The 19,738-nt window shown below is 71.5% G+C and carries 19 protein-coding genes; 6 read left to right on the top strand and 13 right to left on the bottom strand.

The window, feature by feature from the left end:
* Positions 1–6 precede the first annotated feature (6 nt).
* A complete protein-coding gene (locus QMF80_RS29105) occupies positions 7–1,488 on the bottom strand; it encodes an MFS transporter (RefSeq protein ID WP_283458584.1) in 1,482 nt (493 codons plus the stop codon).
* A 282-nt stretch (positions 1,489–1,770) separates the two neighbouring features.
* Here QMF80_RS29105 and QMF80_RS29100 point away from each other — a divergent pair, with 282 nt between their 5' ends.
* The 4 genes from QMF80_RS29100 (at position 1,771) to QMF80_RS29085 (ending at position 5,614) form a co-directional block, all read left to right on the top strand.
* Positions 1,771–1,938: a hypothetical protein gene (locus tag QMF80_RS29100; protein WP_283458582.1), complete on the top strand. Its 168-nt coding sequence runs from the start codon at positions 1,771–1,773 to the stop codon at positions 1,936–1,938.
* Positions 1,935–3,704, top strand: coding sequence for a bifunctional phosphatase PAP2/diacylglycerol kinase family protein (locus tag QMF80_RS29095; protein ID WP_283458580.1), 1,770 nt, complete (start codon positions 1,935–1,937; stop codon positions 3,702–3,704). Before QMF80_RS29100 ends, QMF80_RS29095 begins: the two co-directional genes overlap by 4 nt.
* Before the next feature lie 53 nt (positions 3,705–3,757).
* Complete coding sequence (locus QMF80_RS29090) at positions 3,758–4,711, top strand: YihY/virulence factor BrkB family protein (RefSeq protein WP_283458578.1); 954 nt, start codon at positions 3,758–3,760, stop codon at positions 4,709–4,711.
* A gap of 66 nt (positions 4,712–4,777) precedes the next feature.
* A complete protein-coding gene (locus QMF80_RS29085) occupies positions 4,778–5,614 on the top strand; it encodes a phosphatase PAP2 family protein (protein WP_283458576.1) in 837 nt (278 codons plus the stop codon).
* Between the two features lie 148 nt (positions 5,615–5,762).
* On the opposite strand, the gene QMF80_RS29080 is transcribed toward QMF80_RS29085, so the two are convergent.
* The 9 genes from QMF80_RS29080 to QMF80_RS29040 form a co-directional block, all read right to left on the bottom strand.
* A complete protein-coding gene (locus tag QMF80_RS29080) occupies positions 5,763–7,031 on the bottom strand; it encodes a YhgE/Pip domain-containing protein (RefSeq protein WP_283458575.1) in 1,269 nt (422 codons plus the stop codon).
* Positions 7,032–7,267: 236 nt separating this feature from the next.
* Positions 7,268–8,533 carry an RICIN domain-containing protein gene (locus QMF80_RS29075; RefSeq protein WP_283458573.1) on the bottom strand — a complete coding sequence of 422 codons (1,266 nt, stop codon included), beginning with the start codon at positions 8,531–8,533 and terminating at the stop codon, positions 7,268–7,270.
* 119 nt (positions 8,534–8,652) lie between these two features.
* Positions 8,653–8,898, bottom strand: a complete 246-nt coding sequence (locus QMF80_RS38430) for a LuxR C-terminal-related transcriptional regulator (RefSeq protein ID WP_283458572.1) — start codon at positions 8,896–8,898, stop codon at positions 8,653–8,655.
* Positions 8,899–9,112: 214 nt separating this feature from the next.
* Positions 9,113–10,840 (bottom strand): acyl-CoA dehydrogenase family protein, encoded by a 1,728-nt coding sequence (locus tag QMF80_RS29065; RefSeq protein WP_283458571.1) that lies wholly within the window; start codon positions 10,838–10,840, stop codon positions 9,113–9,115.
* 86 nt (positions 10,841–10,926) lie between these two features.
* A complete protein-coding gene (locus QMF80_RS29060; RefSeq protein WP_283458570.1) occupies positions 10,927–11,481 on the bottom strand; it encodes a PadR family transcriptional regulator in 555 nt (184 codons plus the stop codon).
* A 127-nt stretch (positions 11,482–11,608) separates the two neighbouring features.
* Positions 11,609–12,490, bottom strand: a complete 882-nt coding sequence (xdhC, locus tag QMF80_RS29055; protein ID WP_283458604.1) for a xanthine dehydrogenase accessory protein XdhC — start codon at positions 12,488–12,490, stop codon at positions 11,609–11,611.
* A gap of 1 nt (position 12,491) precedes the next feature.
* On the bottom strand, positions 12,492–14,891 hold the full coding sequence (gene xdhB, locus QMF80_RS29050) for a xanthine dehydrogenase molybdopterin binding subunit (protein WP_283458569.1): 2,400 nt from the start codon (positions 14,889–14,891) through the stop codon (positions 12,492–12,494).
* Complete coding sequence (locus QMF80_RS29045) at positions 14,888–16,351, bottom strand: xanthine dehydrogenase small subunit (protein WP_283458567.1); 1,464 nt, start codon at positions 16,349–16,351, stop codon at positions 14,888–14,890. Before QMF80_RS29045 ends, xdhB begins: the two co-directional genes overlap by 4 nt.
* A gap of 507 nt (positions 16,352–16,858) precedes the next feature.
* Entirely contained in the window at positions 16,859–17,305 is a 447-nt protein-coding gene (locus QMF80_RS29040) for a hypothetical protein (protein WP_283458566.1), read from the bottom strand.
* 98 nt (positions 17,306–17,403) lie between these two features.
* On the opposite strand from QMF80_RS29040, the gene QMF80_RS29035 reads away from it, so the two are divergent.
* Both QMF80_RS29035 and QMF80_RS29030 read left to right on the top strand, forming a co-directional pair.
* Positions 17,404–17,565: a hypothetical protein gene (locus tag QMF80_RS29035; protein WP_283458565.1), complete on the top strand. Its 162-nt coding sequence runs from the start codon at positions 17,404–17,406 to the stop codon at positions 17,563–17,565.
* Between the two features lie 163 nt (positions 17,566–17,728).
* Entirely contained in the window at positions 17,729–18,274 is a 546-nt protein-coding gene (locus QMF80_RS29030) for a DUF6328 family protein (protein WP_283458564.1), read from the top strand.
* 31 nt (positions 18,275–18,305) lie between these two features.
* On the opposite strand, the gene QMF80_RS29025 is transcribed toward QMF80_RS29030, so the two are convergent.
* From QMF80_RS29025 to QMF80_RS29015, 3 genes are all read right to left on the bottom strand, one after another.
* On the bottom strand, positions 18,306–18,527 hold the full coding sequence (locus QMF80_RS29025) for a hypothetical protein (RefSeq protein ID WP_283458562.1): 222 nt from the start codon (positions 18,525–18,527) through the stop codon (positions 18,306–18,308).
* Between the two features lie 42 nt (positions 18,528–18,569).
* Entirely contained in the window at positions 18,570–18,692 is a 123-nt protein-coding gene (locus QMF80_RS29020) for a hypothetical protein (RefSeq protein ID WP_283458560.1), read from the bottom strand.
* A 120-nt stretch (positions 18,693–18,812) separates the two neighbouring features.
* Positions 18,813–19,652 carry a class II glutamine amidotransferase gene (locus QMF80_RS29015; RefSeq protein ID WP_283458558.1) on the bottom strand — a complete coding sequence of 280 codons (840 nt, stop codon included), beginning with the start codon at positions 19,650–19,652 and terminating at the stop codon, positions 18,813–18,815.
* Positions 19,653–19,738: the final 86 nt, after the last annotated feature.

The raw sequence follows: 19,738 nt of genomic DNA, 5'->3' as shown, positions 1-19,738 counted from the left end.
GCCGGATCAGACGGCGCGCCGGGTCTGTGTGGTGGCCCGGTCCGACAGCCCGGACACACCCTTCGTACCCTTCGTGCTGGCCGTGCCACTCGCGCCGTCCGTACTGCCCGGCTTGTCCGCGCCGTGCGGGCCGGGCGCCGAGGTGCGGCTCACGGTACGCGTCAGGTCGCGGCCACGGGTCTCCTTCGCGAAGGCGACCGTAAGAGTGGTGATCACGGCTGCCGCGCTCAGGTAGATCGATACCGGGACCGAGGAGCCGTAGTCCTTGAGCAGCTCGACGGCGATGATCGGCGCCAGGGCCCCCGCGACGATCGAGGCGAGCTGCGAGCCCATCGAGGCCCCGGAGTAGCGGACCTTGGTGTCGAACATCTCGGAGATGAAGGCCGCCTGCGGTCCGTACATGGCCCCGTGCAGCAGGAGCCCGGCCGTGACGGCCAGGGTGATGACGGTGGGGGACTTGGTGTCGAGGAGCGCGAAGAAGGCGAACGCCCACACGGCCATCCCGGCCGAGCCGATGAGGGTGACCGGGCGGCGGCCGACGCGGTCGGACAGTGCGCCCCACGCGGGGATGGTGACGAAGTGGACGGCGGAGCCGATCAGGACCGCGTCCAGCGCGGTGGTCTTGGGCAGGCCGAGGTGCACGGTGACGTACACGAGGAGGAAGGAGGTGAGGACGTAGTACGAGATGTTCTCGCCAAACCGGGTGCCGATGGCGGTGAGCACCTGACGCCAGTCCTCGCGGAACACCCGTACGACGGGCGCCCGTTCAACGTGGTCGGGATGCTCGCCGTTCTCGGCGCTCTCCGCCGCGGCCTTGGCCTGGGCGGCGAGGAAGACGGGCGACTCGGAGACGGAGAGCCGGATCCACAGTCCGACGGCCACCAGCACACCGGACAGCAGGAACGGTATCCGCCATCCCCAGGCCAGGAAGGTGGCGTCCGACTGCACGGCGGCGAGCAGCGCGAGCACCCCGGTGGCCAGCAGGTTCCCGCCGGGAGCTCCGGACTGCGGCCAGGAGGCCCAGAAGCCGCGGTGCCGGTCGCCGCCGTGCTCGGAGACGATCAGTACGGCGCCACCCCACTCACCGCCGAGGGCGAACCCCTGGACCAGCCGCAGCAGCGTGAGCAGGACCGGCGCGCCGACCCCGATACTGGCGTGCGTGGGCAGCAGCCCCATGGCGAAGGTCGCCCCGCCCATCATCAGCAGGCTGAGCACCAGCAGCTTCTTGCGCCCGAACGTGTCCCCGAAGTGCCCGAACACCACACCGCCGAGCGGCCGGGCCAGAAACCCGATGGCGTAGGTGAGGAACGCGATCAGCGTCCCCGTGAGCGGGTCGGCGGTGGGGAAGAACAACTTGTTGAAGACCAGCGCGGCGGCGGTCCCGTAGAGGAAGAAGTCGTACCACTCGATGGTCGTGCCGATGAGGCTCGCGGCGACGACGCGCTTGATGCTGGCGGGAGTTGGGGGAGCGGATGCAGCGGCGGCCATGGATACCACTTCCGACTGGGTGAGGGGACGATTCCGTGTCGCCACACCGTAGGAAAGCCCAGGTCAGGCAGCTATGTGGGAGACCACCACAGTTGGACCCCCAACTGTGTGCACGCGGGACGCACCCGGACCGGGCGGCGAGTCCGCGAGGCGTGTGGGGCGATGGCCGGCCCGGCTGCGTCGGCGCCTCGGCGGTGGGACGCAAGCCGGTGGGACGCATCGGCGGGTCATTCGCGGGCAAGCGGGGGACAACGTTCGGTGAACTGAAGGGGTTCCACGGTGATGTCTTCCCCCACCCGCGCGCAGGCACTTCTCCTGCGCTACGAGGAGCTCGGCGCGCTGTACGAACACGGGCGTGAGAGTGAGCGCGGGAGCGAGTCCGGGGGCGCGGCTGGTACGCGCCGTGAGCTGGAGGTCGCCTCCTGTGCGCCGACGGCGGTCGCCGCATGACGCGCGGCAGCGGCCCCATGGCCGCGAGACGGATCTGGCTCCTGCTGGTACTGCCAGTGAACGTGGCGCTGCTGATGACCGTGGGCCGGTCGGTGACCGGCCCACTCGCCGGGTACTGGCCGCTGTCCGCGGAGGACGGGGTCAACCGGTTCCTCGCCGCACACCGCGGGGCGGCCGCCACCTGGGCCACGGAGTGGTTCTCGCTGCTGGCGAGCACCCAGGTGGTCACCAGTCTGACGCTGGTCTGCGTGCTGGCGCTGCTGCTGGTTCCGTCGGCGCCGCGGTGGGCCGATGCGGGGTTCCTCGCCGGCTCGGTCGCCCTCCAGTCCGCGATGTTCCTCCTCGTGACGATGGCCGTGGAACGGCCGCGCCCCGGCGTGCCCCACCTCGACCTCGCGCCGCCCACCTCCAGCTTCCCCTCGGGGCACGTCGGCGCATCCGTGGCCCTGTACGGGGGCCTGGCCGTGATCACTCTGGTGCGGGTACGCGGCTCCTGGCGCCGGCCCGTCGCCGCGATCCTGCTGCTGGTACCGCTCGCGGTGGCGGGGTCCCGGCTGTACCGGGGGATGCACCACCCCTCCGACGTGCTGGGCGGCCTGTTCAACGGCGCGGTGACGCTGGCCGTGCTCGGAACTGTCCTGCTGGCCGCCCACCGCCGGGCCCCGGAGCCGCGGGGGACGGCCTCCGCGGCCTCCCCGAGGGCCGGACGTACCGTCGTCGTGCGGCATCCGCACGGATGCGACGCCGAACTCGCCGACCGGGTACGGGCCGTGCTGGACCGGCACGGTATCGCCGAGCAGCGGTGGATCCTGACGACCGAGGAACTCCCGTGCGGGGAGCTCGCCGCGGAGCTCGCCGCCGAGCCGGTCGTGCTCGTCGTGGTCTGCGGGGGCGACGGCACGGTCCGCGCCTGCGCCGAACTACTGGCGGGCTCCGGCACCGACCTGGCCGTCGTGCCGTGCGGTACGGGCAACCTCCTCGCCCGGAACCTGGGGCTCGCCCTGGACCCGGTGACCGCCCTGGAGCAGGCCCTCTCGGGCGACAGCCACGGCATCGACGTGGGCCGGGTGCAGGGAGACGGCATCGAGCCGACCCGGTTCGTGGTGATGGCGGGCGTCGGTTTCGACGCGGCCATGGTCCAGGACACCTCGCCGCGCCTGAAGTCCCGGCTGGGCTGGGCCGCCTACGTCGTGTCGGCCCTGCGCCACCTCGGTGACCCCGGGATCCGGCTGACGATCCGGCTCGACGGCGGGCGCCCGCTGCGGCGCCGGGCCCGGATGGCGGTGATCGGCAATGTCGGCGTGCTCCAGGGCGGCCTGCCGCTGCTGCCGCAGGCCCGGGCGGACAACGGCCGCTTCGACGTGGTGCTGTTCGCACCCGAGGGCCCTTCGGGCTGGCTGGCGGCCGCCGCCCACCTCACCGGGCGGGCCCTGCGGAAACCGGTCTCCGACGGGCCCGGAGCAGGGGCAGCGGCAGGAGGCACGGCAGGGGGCGCGCTGGAGTACTTCAGCGCCACCCGGGTCGACATCCACTGCGCCGCTCCGCAGCCCCGGGAGATCGACGGGGACGGCATCGCGTCCGGCGCCCGCCTCAGCGCCGAGATCGAGCCGGGCGCCCTGCGCGTACGGCTGCCCCGGGTGCTGCCCGGCGACGTACGGCCCGCGGCGCTGCCCGCGGCGCTGCCCGCGGCGCGCGGGCGGCTGCGGGACGGCGCCGACGAGGACCCGAGCGCGGACCCGAGCCCGAGCCTCGCCCCGCACCACTGAACTCCCGTACCGGACGGCACACGCCACGACAGACACAGGCAGGCAGGGAGACGATGGGCACCGCGACACGGGTTCCGCAGAGACGCGACGTAGAGGGTGAGGAGCTGTCGGCCGACGAGGCCTGGGCGGCCCTGCGCCGCTACGGGGGCTGGAGCCTGGCGCGCGACTCCTTCGTGCGCTTCCGCTACGCCGACGGCTTCAGCCACTCCCGCGCGCTCGCCCTCCAGACCGTACTGACCCTCGTTCCGCTGGCCATCGCGGCCGTCGGCCTGTCCGGCGTACTGCACTCCGAGGAGATCGGCCGTGTCGTCGAGCTGACGATCCGCCAGACCACCAGCGGTCCCAGCCAGGATCTCGTCGACGACGCCCTGGACCAGAGCCGCCGCCACGGGGGCGGCGGCGGCCAGGCCGCGCTCTGGCTCGGCCTGCTGTTCTCCATGGTCAACGTCACCACCGGGCTCTGCCAGGTCGAGCGCGGCGCGAACCGCATATACGGCAACGAGCGTGACCGGCCGTTCCTGCGCAAATACACCCGCGGCCTGCTCATGGCCGCCCTGGCCGGCTTCCCGCTGGGGCTCAGCTTCATCCTCACCGTCCTCGGTCACGACCTCACGCGGGCGGTGGCCGAGGTCTACCAGCTCGGCCCCGACACCACCCGCGCGTGGGAGATCCTGCGCTGGCCCGTCGGGGTCCTGCTGGCGGTACTGGCCACGAGCGCGGTCTTCCGGCTCTCCCCGCGCCGCGCCCAGCCCGGCTACACCTGGCTGGCCTTCGGCGCCGTGGTCTACCTGGTGCTGTGGCTCACGGCCACGTGGGGGCTGAGCCTGTACGTCGGCGCGAGCGGCTCCTTCAACAGTGTGTACGGGCCGCTCAGCGCGGTCATGTCCCTACTGCTGTGGTCCTACCTCACCTCGATGGCCCTCTTCCTCGGGCTGTCGTTCGCCGCCCAACTGGAAGCCGTACGCGCCGGGGTCAAGGGTCCGATCACACCGGACCCGGGCGTCTGAGCGCCCGGCGCCCGGCGGCCCCGGCCCACCGCAGACCCTTCCGACCCGAACGGAGGCGCCGCCACCATGGCTCAGCGCACCACCCGGCAACCCGGGCGACCCCGGTGGGCCGCCCGGTCCGTCCGGCCCCTCGGGGCCTTCCTCGCCCGCCACTCCGGGCCCGACGCGGCCTACGGCACCCGGCTGGTCCTGGCCGCGGCCGCCGCCGCGGTGGCGGCTGTACCCTTCGCCCTCGCCCTGGTGCTCGTCCAGTCCGGGTGGCCCCCGCTGTACCGGCTCGACCGGGGTGCGGCGCAGCGGCTGCACGAGAGCGCCCTCGCCCACCCGGCGTGGGTGCGCGTGCTGGAGTTCCTCACGGGCGTCCTGTGGGACCCGGTCACGATGCGGCTGCTCGTGGCCGCGCTGGTGGTGTGGCTGCTGATCCGCCGTGCCTGGCGGCTGGCCGCGTGGGCGGCCGTCACCGCCCTCTCCAGCAGCCAGATCGGCCTGCTGGTCAAGAACGCGGTGGAGCGGGCCCGGCCGCAGCTGCCCGATCCGGTCTCGCACGCGCCCGGCTTCTCCTTCCCCTCCGGCCACGCGATGACGGCCACCACGTCCTGCGCCGTGCTGCTGCTGGTCCTGCTCCCGATGGTGTCCCGGGCCTGGCGCCCGCTGGCCTGGGTACTCGCCGTGACCACGGTGGTGGGTGTGGGCTACACCCGGGTCGCACTGGGCGTGCACTGGGTGAGCGATGTCGTCGGCGGCTGGCTGCTGGGACTTGTCGTGGTCACCGCCACGTCGCTCGTCTTCCAGGCCTGGCGGGCCGACACCGGGCTGCCGCGCGCGGCGGTGGCGGACGGCTTGGAGCCGGAGCTGACCTCCACCGACCCCGAACCGCCCGTGGACGTCGGCGCCCACGACTGAGCGGCTGTGATCCGCACCGACCCGACCGACGAGGGGGCCTTGAGCGGGAACTGCAAGCACCATCCTCGTCGCGAGCGCTGCCGTCCTCGCGGCGCCGCGACCGCCTCGATGAACGCCGTCGGAAGGTGAACCGCGCCGGTCCGGGGGGTCAGGCGGGCTGAGGGGTGAGGCGCTTGTGCCCCTTGCGGTCGTAGTACGCGGTCATCGCGAAGCCGAAGAGCAGGGCGAGGACGGCGCCGAGCACGATCATGACCCAGGAGCGGGTGAGCCCCGCATCGCCGCGGGCGTCGAAGTAGAGGATCGCGCGCACCCCGTCGCTGAGCTGCCGCATGGGCTCGAAGTGGGACAGGAAGCGGTAGAAGCCGGGTACCGCTTGCAGAGGCACGGTGGCGCCCGACGAGGGCAGGCCCAGGACGATGAACACGAACATCGACACCAGCTGGCCGATCCCGCCGAACGCGGCGTTGATGGCCTGCACGCCCAGGCCGACGGCGAGGGCCGCGCAGTACGAGTAGATCCACAGCAGCGGCAGATGGGACGCGTCCATGCCGAGGAAGGTGACGCAGGCGAGGAGGACCAGCGAGGCACTGACGAGCATGATGCCCGCGGTCATCACCATCTTCAGCAGCAGCGTCTGGGTGCGGTTGATCGGCACGGTGGGGCGCCGGGTGTGCCAGGGGCCGATCTCGTTGTCCGCGTAGCCGAGGGCGGTGTCGACGCCGTTGCTGATGACGTTGCCGCCCATGAACCCGGCCAGCACGAGCAGCAGGGTGTAGTAGAAGGCCGTCAGCCCGAGGCCGCTGCTGGTGCCGATGGGGTGGCCGACCTGGGTGATCACGTTCACCGGGTCGGCGAGCAGCACCTTCACGGTGGGGCTCGCCTGCGCGCCGGCCGCCGCGGTGAGCTGTTTCCCGATGGTCAAGGACGCCTGGTGCGCGGCCTTGGTCGTGATCTGGCCGGCGAGGGAGGAGCCGAGGCTGCCCTTGCCGGGGTTGGTGAGTACGGTGATCGCCGGCTGTCGGGCGGCCCCGGAGGTGGTGAGGGCGGTGACGGCGTCCGTGAAGCCGGCCGGGACGACCAGGGCGCCGTAGACCTTGCCTGAGTCGAGCTGTTCCTGTGCCCGGGCGCGGGTGAGCGCGCGCCACCCGGCCTTGCCGCCCCCGGTGTCCGCCGCGATCGCGGCCGTGACCTGTGCGCCGAGGTTCTCCCTCTGCCCGGCCGGCGGCTTGCCGGTGTCGTCGTTGACGAGGGCGATGGGCAGGTCGTGCAGTTCCTGGTTGGGGTTGACGATGCCGCCCATGTACAGCAGGGACAGCAGCAGGGCGAGCAGCCCCGTGAGGACCGCGGGCACCAGCCACAACCGGGGGTGGCACAGCAGCGTCGCTGCGGTGGCCTGGGGGGCGGCGGGCTCAGCCATGGTTCTCCGTGGGTTCCGGGCGGTGCGAGGACCGCACAGCGGGTGAGAACGGCCGAACGGGTGAGGACGTGCTGACCGTACGAGAGGTCAGGATGAGGCCCGCGCCCCCGCGGGCCGTCGCACGCCTCGCACGCCTCCCCCCGTTGCAGTACACATGGCGTCGCGCCCGTCGCGTCCGAGCCGCTCGCTGTTGCGCTGCGTGGCCCGGCCCGCTGGGGGAGTGGGGCCGGCCGGGGTCAGCCGGCGGGGACGGTCCACTTCTGCTGGGCGGCTCCGGTGCAGGTCCACAGCTGCAGCCGCGTACCGTTGGCGGAGTTGCCCGCGGGGACGTCGAGGCACTTGTTCGCCTGTGGGTTCACGATGTCGTGGGCCCCGGACACCACCCACCGCTGGGCGCCGGTCCCGTTGCAGTCGTAGAGCTGGACCGGGGATCCGTCGGCGACGGCGCCGCTCGCGACGTCGAGGCACTTGCCGAGCGCCCGTACGGTCCCGTCGGAGCCGAGGGTCCACCGCTGGGCGGTGGTGCCGTTGCAGTCGTAGAGCTGGACCGGGGTGCCGTTGGCCGGGTTCGCCGCGGTGACGTCGACACACTTGCCGGCGAGCCCGCTGATCTGGCCGCTCCGACCGTCGGGGCCGCCGTCGGACGAGGTCACGCGGACGTGGTCCACCACCAGCTGCTGGGGGAAGGCCGTGCTGCCGTCGGGGTCACCCGGCCAGTAGCCGCCCACCGCGAGGTTGAGGATCAGGAAGAACGGCTTGTTGAACGCCCAGCTGCTACCCCCCAGGTCGGCGGGCGTCCGCCGCTGGTAGACGACGCCGTCGACGGACCAGGTGACGGAGTCGGGGGCCCAGTCGACGGCGAAGGTGTGGAAGGCGTCCGCGAAGGCTTTGCCGCCGGAGAGGGTGTACGCCGCCCCGATGCCGCCGGCGCCCGAATAGCCCGGCCCGTGGAGGGTTCCGTGTACAGTCGAGGGCTCGAAGCCGACGTTCTCCATCACGTCGATCTCGCCGGAGTTCGGCCAGCCGACCTGGCCGATGTCGTAGCCGAGCATCCAGAAGGCGGGCCACATGCCCTGGCCCCGCGGCACCTTGAGCCTCGCCTCGACGTGTCCGTACGTCTGCGTGAAACGGCCCGCGGTGTTCAGGCGGGCCGACGTGTACTCGCAGCGCCCGTACCAGCAGGTGTAGTTGCCCGGGTTTTCCCGGCGGGCGGTGATGACCAGGTGGCCCTGACCGTCGAGGGCGGCGTTGCGGTTGCCCGCCGTGTAGTACTGCCGCTCGTGGTTGCTGACGTTGTCGCCGGTCTCGGTCTGCCATTTGCCGGGGTCGACGGCGGCTCCGGCCGGTCCGTCGAACTCGTCGGAGAAGGTCACGGCCGCGGCGGCGGACGGCGTGGGGGCCGGAACGGAAGCGCCGGCGGCGGGGGCGGCCAGACCGCCCCAGCAGAGGAGGGCGAGGGCGCATAAGAGCGCGCGCCGGTGCCAGGTGGGGTGCACGGTCATCACATCACTTCGGTGTGGGGGGACATGCGGAGAGTGATATATGGCGCGAGCATGACAATCCAACGCCAAGGAGTGAACGCGGAAGCGGACCGTCCGGGCCTCTTTGTTCACGTCTTGATTCAAGGCGCAGGGTACGGCTGCGTCAAGATGCCCGCAGCGTCCGGTGCGCATCGTCGGTCGTTCTGATCGGCCGGATCCGCTCCGGAGACCCTGTCGGCATCTGCCCCGGCCGTGGTCGGAGCACGGGCCGCGTCGGCGTCGGCGTCGCCGAAGTGGAGCGTGGCCGCGATGGCGGCGTTCGACCGGCCTTCGGCCATCAGCTCAAGGACCTCGCGTTCCCGTCCCACCCCGTGCGCGGTGGCCATGACCCGTCCCCCCACCCGTCGGCTCGCATCCGTACGCGGACCACGATGCCGGGCCGCGCCGCCCCAGCAACCGCACCGGGCGACCGAACAGGCTGTACCCAGGTCCACCCCTCACGCCGGACGGCTCGTACACACGGCTGTGCCCCGCGGGCCGTCGGGACGGCCCGCGGGGCACGCGGCTCGGACGCAGGTCACCGCGCCGCGGCGGTGAGGGTCAGGGAGCCATCTGGTAGGCCCCGGCCAGGTTCTCCACCCGCGCCCAGACGCGGGCCGCGCGATCGGTGTCGACGACCGGACGGCGGACGGCGCCGAGCGCCCATTCCTGCTGGGCGGCGGTGGCGGAGACCTTGCCGTGGAGCTCGACCGCGTGCGCGGAGAAGTCGCGCACAAGGGCGCCGAAGAGTTCGTCGAGCACGTCCTCGTCCAGGCCGGTCAGGTGCGCCTGCTCCAGGATCAGCTGGCCGTGCACGACGAGTGCGAACAGTTGGCCCACGGCCAGGAGGAGATCGAGGTCGCGGCTCTGCGCCTCGTCCGGGGCGGCCGTGGCGACGAACTCGCACAGGGCGTCGGCCTGCTCGCGGAAGCGGGCCACGTTCGGCACGCCGGCGTACGCGTCGTAGGCGGTGCGCCAGTTGTGGAACCGTACGGAGCCCAGACCGCGGGCGGGGCCCTGACGGAAGAGGAAGGCGTCGTCGGCCGCGTCGAGGCGGGTCGGGACGGGCGCGTACTCGACCGGTTCCAGCAGGTGGTTGCGCATGAACTTGAGGATCAGGGCGAGGTTGACGTGGACCGTGCCCTCCAGCTTCGGCAGCCCGCGGATCTCGATGGCCGCCTGCGCGAAGTAGGTGTCCTTCTCGAAGCCCTTGGCCGCGATGACGTCCCACATCAGGTCGATGACCTTCTCGCCCTCCGTGGTCACCTTCATCTTGGTCATCGGGTTGAACAGCAGGTAGCGACGGTCGTCCGGGCCGGCGGAGCGGAAGTAGTCGACGGCGCGGTCGCTGAACAGCTTCATCCCGACCAGGCGGACGTAGGCGTCGGTCAGCTCGCGGCGCACGTGCGGGAAGGCGGTGACGGGGCGGCCGTAGAGGATGCGATTGGCGGCGTGGGTGACGGCCTCGTACATCGCGTGCTCGCAGATGCCGATCGACGCCGTGCAGAGGTTGAACTTGCCGACGTTCACCGTGTTGAGAGCGGCGTCGAAGGCGGCGCGGCCGGTGTGCAGGACATCGGCGGGGGTGACCGGGTAGTCCGTCAGGCGGAACTCGCTGACGTACTTGGACGAGTCGACGACGTTCTGCACCAGCCCGTACGCCGGGTGGCGGCTGTCGGCCGCGAAGAACACGTAGCCGTCGGGGCCCTCGATGTCGGTGCGGCGGCCGAAGACGGAGACGAGTCCCGCGGCATTGCCGTTTCCGATGTAGTACTTGGACCCGGTGGCCCGGAAGCCGCCGCCACCGTCGGGCTCCAGGAGCATGTCGGTGGAGTAGATGTCCGCGCCGTGCGCCTTCTCGGACAGGCCGAACGCGAACACCTTGCCCTCGGCGAGGAGTTCGGCGGCGCGTTCGCGGGCGTCGGCGTTGTCGCTCTGCCAGACCGGACCGAGGCCGAGGACCGTGACCTGCCACGCGTACCAGTAGTCCAGGCCGTAGAAGCCGAAGATCTCGTTCAGGGCGGCGATCCGCGCGGTGTCCCAGCGCTTGTCCGGCTCGTCCTCGCCGGAAGCGGCGGAGGCGGGGGTGAGGAAGGTGGCGAAGAGCCCTTCCTTCGCGGAGAACGCGATGAAGTCCCCGAGCCAGGCTCGGGAGCGGTAGTCCTCCAGCAGCCGGCGCTTGCCCCGGTCCTCGAACCAGTCGACGGTGGCGCGCAGCAGCCTGCGGGTCTCGGGGTCGAAGTGCGCGGGGTCGTAGGTGCGCGGGTTGAAGAGCAGGGGGTCGCTCATGGACGTTCGCCTTCCGGTCGGAGGATGAGGGGTGCGAGGTGGCGCGGGATGTGCGGCGGGAAGGGCGGGGGACGGCGGCGCCGGGGTCAGGCCGCCACGAGACGCTGGAGCGTGGCGCGTACGTCCTCCAGCCAGGCGAGCTGCATCCGCTCGTAGGCGATGCCGCCACGGAGCACCACGTGCTGGAGCTCACGCCCGGCGTCGTCCGCCGCGGGAGCGTCCACGCCGGTGAAGTCGCGCAGCTCGCCCGCCAGGTAGTGGGTGAGCCGGTCCGCGTGCGCCCGGTGGTGCCGCTCCACCTCCAGGATGAGCGCGGCCGGATCGTCGAAGGCCGCGCCGCGGATCTTCACGGCGAGCTCGTGCCGGACGCTGTCGGGCTGGATCGGCTCGTGGAGCCACGCGGACAGTGCGGACCGGCCGGCCGGCGCGACGGAGTACTCCTTCTTGTCCGGCCTGGCCTGCTGCGCCACTTCGAGCACGTCGACCCAGCCGTCGCCCTCCATCCGCTTGAGCACCCGGTAGATCTGCTGGTGGGTGGCGGTCCAGAAGTAGCCGATGGACCGGTCGAACCGGCGGGCCAGTTCATAGCCGGAGCCCGGCTTCTCCAGGAGGGAGACGAGGATCGCGTGCTCGAGTGCCATGCCCCGATCCTTCTATGCAACTCGTTGCATAGACAAGCGCCCGCGTCCGGGTGAGACGCGGCTCACGCGGCGCCCCGCTGAGCCCCGGGCCCGGCCGGCCCGGGAGGCCGCGCCCCGTGATTGCCGGCTACCGGCTACCGGCTACTGGCTGCCGGCTACCGGAGCGTGCGCGGACCGGGGTAACCCCGTGCGCCAGCGCCCCGTGGGGGTCCTGTTCGAAGGAGCGGAGCAGGTCTGCAGCCACGCTCACCGCGATCGTGGCGGGTTCCTTGCCAGTGATCCCGGCCGTTCCGATCGGGGTCTTGATCCGGTCGATGGCGGCGGCGTCGTGACCGCCCTCGTCGGCCAGGCGTTGCCGGAACCGCGCCCATTTGGCGGCCGATCCGATCAATCCGATCGGGCCGAGGCCGGTCGTGCGCAAGGCGGCGTCGCACAGTGCGGCGTCCTCGGCGTGATCGTGGGTCATGATCAGGACGTGGGCGCCGGGCGGCAGCTCCGCGAGGGCCTGCTCCGGAAGCAGCGGTGTGTGGTGCACGTGGATCTGAGCCACCGCGTCCGCGAGCACACCGAGACGTTCGTCGGCGAGCATGTCGGGACGGGTGTCGATCAGGTGCAGATCGAGGCTGTGGCGGGCCAGGATGCGTGCCAGCTCCAGTCCGACGTGCCCGACACCGAAGATGGCCACCGCTTGGACCACGGGCAGCGGTTCGAGCAGTACGCTGACGGCTCCGCCGCAGCACTGCACGCCGTGGCGGCCGGTGACCTTGTCGTTGAGGGCGAACTCCATCAGCTCCGGCTCCGGATCGGGCGCGGCGTTCAGCTCGCGGGCCCGGTCGATGGCGACGGCCTCGATGTTGCCGCCGCCGATCGAACCCCAGGTCTCGGTCCGTCCCACCACGAGTTTGGCACCGGCCCGGCGGGGCGCGTGACCGCGCACGGTCGCGACGGTCACGAGCACGCCGGGTTCCCGGCGTGCTCGCAACCGTGCGACCGCGGCCACCCACGTCATGTCAGGCATTGCTCACAGCACGTGAGTCGGTGGGGATCGCGCTGCCGGAGAGAACGCGGCCCTCGCGCCGCGCCCCGCCTCCGCGGACCGCTTCGATCGCCCAGTACACCGCCTCCGGCGTCGCCGGAGAGGCGAGCTCCACGCTGACTCCGACGGGCCCGAATGCCGCGACGGCCTGCCGCAGCGCCTCGCGCACCGAGAACGCGAGCATCAGCGGAGGCTCACCCACCGCCTTGGAGCCGTACACCGCGCCCTCCTCGGAGGCGTTCTCCAGCAGCGTGACGTTGAACTCCTCGGGCATCTCCGAGAAGCTCGGCAGCTTGTAGGTGCTCGCGCCCTGGGTCAGCAGCCGGCCGCGCTGCGGCCCGTCACGGGTGTCCCAGCGCAGGTCCTCGAGCGTCAGCCAGCCCGCGCCCTGCACGAAACCGCCCTCGACCTGACCGATGTCGATCATCGGGGACAGACTGTCGCCGACATCGTGAACGATGTCCACCCGCCGGATGCGGTACGCGCCGGTGAAGCCGTCCACCTCCACCTCGGCCGCGGCGGCGCCGTAGGAGAAGTACTTGAACGGCGAGCCGTGGAAAGACTTCGCGTCCCAGTGCAGACCCTCGGTGCGGTAGAAACCGGCCGCCGACAGCTGAACTCGCTGGAGGTAGGCGGTGCGCACCAGGTCGTCCCAAGCCAGCTCCCGGTCGCTGCCGAGGGAGCGCGCGACGCCCTCGACGATGCGCACGTCCGAAGCGGGGGCGCCCAGTTGGGTGCCGGCCACCTGGAGCAGCCGCTCGCGCAACTGCTCGCAGGCGTTCTTCACCGCCGCACCGTTGAGGTCCGTTCCGGCGCTGGCGGCGGTGGCAGAGGTGTTGGGCACCTTGTCGGTACGCGTCGGGGCCAGCCGGACCTTGTGCGGCGGGATACCCAGCGTGGTCGCGGCGACCTGGAGCATCTTGGTGTGCAGGCCCTGGCCCATCTCGGTGCCGCCGTGGTTGATCAGGACGGAGCCGTCCTTGTAGATCAGCACCAGCGCGCCGCCCTGGTTGAAGGCGGTGAGGTTGAACGAGATGCCGAACTTGATGCCCGTGATCGCCAGCGCCCGCTTGGTGTGCGGGTGCGTGTCGTTGAAGGCCGCGATCTCGCGCTTGCGATCGGCCGTCCCGGCGTCGGCCTGGACCTGCCGCCAGACGGTGGAGATCCGTTCGGGGTGAGCGACGGGCTGCCCGTACGGTGTCGTCTGGCCCTGACGATAGAAGTTGCGCTCCCGCAGCTCCATCGGATCCAGGCCCAGCAGCGGCGCGCACCGGCCCATGATGTCCTCGATCACCAGCATGCCCTGCGGCCCGCCGAAGCCGCGGAAGGCGGTGTTGGAGACCTTGTTGGTCTTGGCGATCCGACCGGCGACGCGCGCGTTCGCGATCCAGTAGGTGTTGTCGATGTGGCACAGGGCGCGCGCCACCACCGGTTCGGACAGATCCAGGCTCCAGCCACCGTCCGCGGTCAAGGTGGCGTCCAGGGCCTGAATGCGGCCCTCGGCGTCGAAGCCGATCTTCCACTCGGCGTGGAACCCGTGGCGCTTGCCTGACATGGTCAGGTCCTGGGTCCGGTTGAGCCTCAGTCGCACCGGGCGCCCGGTCAGCTGGGCACCGAGCGCGGCGATGGCGGCGAACCCGTGCGGCTGCATTTCCTTGCCGCCGAAACCGCCACCCATCCGCAGGCACTGGACGGTTACCTCATGGCTGTGCAGGCCGAGCACGTGCGCGACGATTTCCTGCGTCTCCGAAGGATGCTGGGTGCTGCTCTGGACGAACATCTGCCCGTTCTCGTCGACGAGGGCCAGCGCCGCGTGCGTCTCGAGATAGAAGTGCTCCTGGTCGGAGAACTGGAACTCGCCGGTGAACACGTGCGCGGAGTCGGCGAAGCCGGCATCCACGTCGCCGGACAGCATCACGGGCCGGGCACCGTGGAAACTGCCGGCCGCGATCGCTTCCTGGAGCGAGACGAGAGAGGGCAGTTCGTCGAGTTCCACTTCGACGGCCGCCGCGCCGAGCCGGGCCGCCTCCAGGGTCTCCCCCAGCACCCAGGCCACCGCGTGGCCGTAGAACATGACCTCGTCGGTGAACAGCGGTTCGTCGTGCTTCATGCCGGCGTCGTTGACGCCGGGCACATCGGCGCCGGTCAGCACGCGGACCACACCGGGCACGGCGAGCGCCGGCTCGGTGCGCAGCGCGGTGATCCTGCCGCGGGCCCTCATGACCTGGACCGGGTAGGCGTGCAGCACGTCCTTGGTACGAGCGACCAGGTCGTCGGTGTAGAGCGCGGCGCCGGTGACGTGCAGGCCGGCGCTCTCGTGCGGCATCGAGACCCCGACGACTGGCTTCTCGGGGCGTTCGGACAAATGGCTCATGACGACACCGCCTCGGTGGATTGCGCGTACAGCTTGAGAAGGCTCTGGCCGAGCATCGCGGAGCGGTAGTCGGCGCTGGCCCGGTGATCGTCCATCGGCGTGCCCTGGGCCCGGAGCACGTGGGCCGCGGCCTCGACGGTCTCTGCCGTGAACGCCTTGCCCTCCAGGGCCGCTTCGGTGGCCAGGGCGCGGATCGGGGTGGCGGCCACCCCGCCCAGGCCGATCCGCGCCTTGCGGACGATCCCGTCCTCGATGTCGAGCGCGAAAGCGACCGCCACGCTGGAGATGTCGTCGAAGCGCCGCTTGGCGATCTTGTGGAAGGCCGTGACCGGTGACAGCGGCAGCGGGACGCGCACCGCGCGGATCAACTCCCCGGGACGGCGCACGCTCTGCCGGTAGCCGGTGAAGTAGTCGGCCAGCGGGACCTCGCGCTCGCCGTCGGCATCGGCGAGGACCAGCGACGCCTCCAGCGCGAGCAGCACCGGTGGGCTGTCACCGATGGGGGAGCCGGTACCCAGGTTGCCGCCGAGGGTCGCACTGTTGCGGATGAGCCGGGACGCGAACTGCGGGAACAGCTCTGCCAGGAGCGGGACGCTGCCGTCGAGGCGGCGTTCGATCTCGGTGAGCGTGAGCGCCGCCCCGATCTCGACGTGGTCGGATTCGACGCGCAGCGCGCGCAGTTCGGGCAGTCGATCGACGGCCACCACGCACCGTGCCCGTCGGGAACGGATGTTCACCTCCACGCCCCAGTCGGTGCTTCCGGCGACCACCACCGCGTCGGGCCGCTCGTGGAGCAGCCGCAGCGCTTCGGCCAGGGTGCTCGGCCGCAGGAACGTGCTGTCGTCCCGGGTGTACTGGGTGGCGGCCGGTTCGGGCGCGGACCGCTCGCGACGCTGCGCGAGGGGGTCGTCCTCGGTGGGCGTACCGACGGCGAACGCGGCATCGCGAATCGGCCGGTAACCGGTGCAGCGGCACAGGTTTCCGCTCAGCGCGTGCAGATCGAAGCCGTTCGGACCGTGTTCGGAGTCGGTGCCGTCGGCAGGTTCCGCGTGAGCGCAGCGGTCGGGCCGGTAGTACTCGGAGGCCATGCTGCAGATGAACCCCGGTGTGCAGTAACCGCATTGGGAGCCGCCGCGCGCCGCCATCTCCTCCTGCACCGGATGCAGCGTGGGCGGCCTGCCCGGTTCGCCGGCGGTGGCGAGGCCCTCGGAGGTGATGATCTCCTGACCGTCGAGCGCCGCGGCCGGGACCAGGCAGGCGTTGACCGCCACCCAGTCAGTGGGCTTGTTCACCCCGGGACGGGCCACCAGGACCGAACAGGCGCCGCATTCACCCTCGGCGCAGCCCTCCTTGGTGCCCGTGAGGCCGCGCTCGCGCAGAAGATCCAGCACCGTGGTGTGGGGCGCGGCCGGGGAAATCGGTGTCTCTTTGCCGTTGACCGTGATCCGCGCCGCTACCACGGCGCGTCCTCATTTCGGTGCGTGGTCGTTCTGGTCGTCCCAGTAGCCATGTCAGGAGCTCTCTAGTTCAGTGGCGCGGCTCGAGGAACCAGAGCGCGCGAATCAGCCCGCGACGATGTGCCGCAGGCGGTGAAAGAGACCGAAGGGTGCCGGGGCCCGCGATCGGGCATCCAGGCGAGGGGCTGCTCAGCAGCCGTGTGCTACACGACCGGGAGCCCAGGCGATCTGGTGGGCGAGGCGGTCCAGTTCGGAGATGGTCGACATCCGACGTCGCCTCCTTCCGTCAGTTCGCGAGTCGTTCTGTTCGAAACTACGATGGCGCGGGTCCATCGGTCAAGCAGACCGGCGCGGACCAGTAGTTTCCACTGAGATACGGGATCGAGGACCGGCGACGGCCCCAGGTGCCGCCCACGACCCGGAATCCGTCGTGGGCCGCGGCAGCGACGACCCGGTCGAGTGCGCACTCGACCGGGTGGCCCGGGGTGCCGGGCCGAGGCGGTCGGGCGGTCAGGTCTGGCATTGCTTCGTGGATGCGGCGGACCAGCCGCTCCAGGCGGCGCCGTCGGCGCGGGCGTGTACGCGGATCTCGACCTTCACGGGGCCGCACACCCGGGTCGAACTGCCCACTTCGACAGGGCCGATCGACTCGCCCGCCCGGACGTACGCGCGACCGCTGCCCATCTTCTCCCAGTGGCCGCCGTCGACCACGCGGAAGAACGCCTCGTAGGCGACGTTCAGTCCCTTGGCTCCCGTGTTGCGCGCCTTGAGGTGCGCCGTGATCTCCCGGGTGGGGACTTCGTGGACAGATCCCCGCTGGGCACTGATGCAGCCGTTGACGGCCACACGGCCGGTGGATACACCTCCGCCGCAGGCGACGGCCGCCGCGTCGGCGTTGGCCGGGAGGGCCAGCACGATGAGCGCCGCTGCGCCCAGGAGCGTTCCGGTGCGGGTCACATGCACAGTTCCGTACCCCTCGTCTAGCTTGCTTTCTCTGCAAGGACTATGGCCCCCCGGGGGCCCGGTGGGCAGGGATTGAGCCGCCTTTCATCCCCATGGGTGCGGATCGTGGCGGTGGTCACGGCCACCCTGACCACCTGTCGGCTCGGGTGGCCCAGGGCGCGGTCCACGTCGCCCAGAACACCGTGCTCGTGCTCGCGGCCGTCGCGCTGGTCTGCCTGTTCACCGCGGTGGGGCGCCGTCACCTACTGCCGTGACCGGGAAGGTGCACCGGGTCGGCTCCTGACCGGCCGGCAGGGGTTTGGCCGGCGCGTCATGTGGGCACCCGCCGAACGAAAAGGGCGGTGCGGAGCTACCGCCGAGCGGGAAGGACGAGCGGGGCCGGGTTCCCGCGGTGCGGCGTCGGCAGAGGGGTTCTTCGTGGGAGATCGACCAGAGGCGCAGGCGCATTCGGGCGCGGAACGCGAACCCGGCGCGGCGAAGCGGGGGGGACCGGCGGACGGCCGCGGCGAGACCACGGAGGAGCGGGCGGACCGGCGGTGGCAGGAGCTGGTGCAGGAGATCCGCGTCGCCCAGACCGGTGTCCAGATCCTCTTCGGGTTTCTCCTGACGGTCGTCTTCACCCCGCACTTCCAGGGACTCGCCACGCCCGACAAGACGATCTACATCGTGACCGTCGTCCTCGGGTCGCTGTCGACCGGTGCGCTGATCGCGCCGGTCGCCTTCCACCGCATCGTCTCGGGCAGGCGCATCAAGCCCCAGGCCGTCGTCTGGGCCTCCCGGCTCACCTTCGTGGGCCTGGTGCTGCTGCTGGCCACGCTCGTGGCCGCCCTCCTGCTCGTCCTGCGGGTGGCCACGCACGACGGGCTCGCCCTCTGGCTGGTGGGCGTGGTGCTCCTCTGGTTCCTTCTCTGCTGGTTCGTGCTGCCCCTGTGGGCGCGTTCCCGCCACACCGAGGGCCCTTGACGGTCCGTCGGAGCGGCGGCCTCCTCCGCCGTCAGGCCGCGTGGCGCCGGTGCTTGCCGTGGCGGAGCACGTGCTTCGGACCGGCCGGGGCGCCGTGCTCCGGTACGGGCTCCGGTACGGCGTGCAGGTGCCTGGCCGCGGGGGCCGGGGGCGGAGTGGTTCTCGCCGGACCCAGCATGCGCTCCTCGTAGTGGGCCAGCCCGAGGACGGAGCACATCAGCAGGGGCGGTATGAGCAGTGCCAAGAACAACACGGGTGGATCCTCCGGCGAGTGTCTCCGCGGCCGCGGCTGTGGCTACCTGGGCCGGGCCAGGCCGACGAAGAGGACGAGGAGGGCGAAGGCCATCACCGTCAGGTGCAGCAGGGCGGGTCCGGGATCCGCGGCCCACACCGAGGCCGCTGTCGCATGCGGTGTCATACGTGCGCGCATGCCCGCACTCGGAGCACTGATGCGCCCCGCCTCCGGCCTCCCCGTACCGAGGGAACCTCTGCCCCTCGCGGCCTCTCGGCCACCTCGGCCCCGTCGGGGACCGGTCCGTCAGGGGAGTTCCGGCACGAAGGGCAGGTAGTCCGTCCCCAGCGCGGAAGGGATCACCGCGTAGCTGGCCTCGGGAAGCTCGTTCCACACGCCGGGCAGGTCTCCCAGCGGCTCGGAGACCACGATGCGGGTGTCGTCGGAGATCTCGCGGAGGTAGTCCACTTCCGGGTGGAGATGGCGGACGGTCTCGGCGCGGCTGCTGTAGAAGAGCGACCGGGAGGCCCCCTGGCTGGAGTACCGGAAGGCCCAGACCTGCTTCCCGTCACTGACCGCCACCGTCATCTGGAGCGGTTCCGGCACCCCGTGCTCCTTGCCGAGCCGTTCCACCAGACCCGCCATCCGGGCCACCGCGCCGGGAACGTCCTGGTCGAGGCCGTAGGTCACCGCCAGGTAGAACATCACCTCGGAGTCCGTGGACCCCTCGATACAGGGGAAGAGCGCCGGGTCGACGGCCATGCAGAGGTCCCGCTGCAGCCGGCGGAAGTCCGCGATGGCCCCGTTGTGCATCCACAGCCAGCGGCCGTGCCGGAAAGGGTGGCAGTTGGTCTGCTGGACGGCCGAGCCCGTCGACGCCCGGACGTGCGCGAAGAACAGGGGTGATCGGACGTGCGCGGACAGCTCGCGCAGGTTCCGGTTGTTCCAGGCCGGTCCGATGTCGCGGAAGACGGCCGGTGTGCCGTCACCGTCCTGGCTGTACCAGCCGATGCCGAACCCGTCGCCGTTGGTCGCCTCCACCCCCATCCGGGCATGGAGACTCTGGTTGATCAGCGAGTGCTCCGGACGGTAGAGCATGGCGTCGAGGAGCATCGGTGATCCTGCATAGGCGAGCCAGCGGCACATGCGCACCGTCCCCTTCCGCTTGCGCTCCCGCGCGCTTCCCTTCACACCTTTCCCCCGAGCCTAACCCCGGCTGTCCGCCGCCCCGG

Source organism: Streptomyces sp. G-G2 (genome assembly GCF_030063135.1).
Classification (GTDB): Bacteria; Actinomycetota; Actinomycetes; order Streptomycetales; family Streptomycetaceae; genus Streptomyces.
Note: the sequence above shows the minus strand (reverse complement) of the source record. Positions and strands in the feature narration are given on the sequence as shown.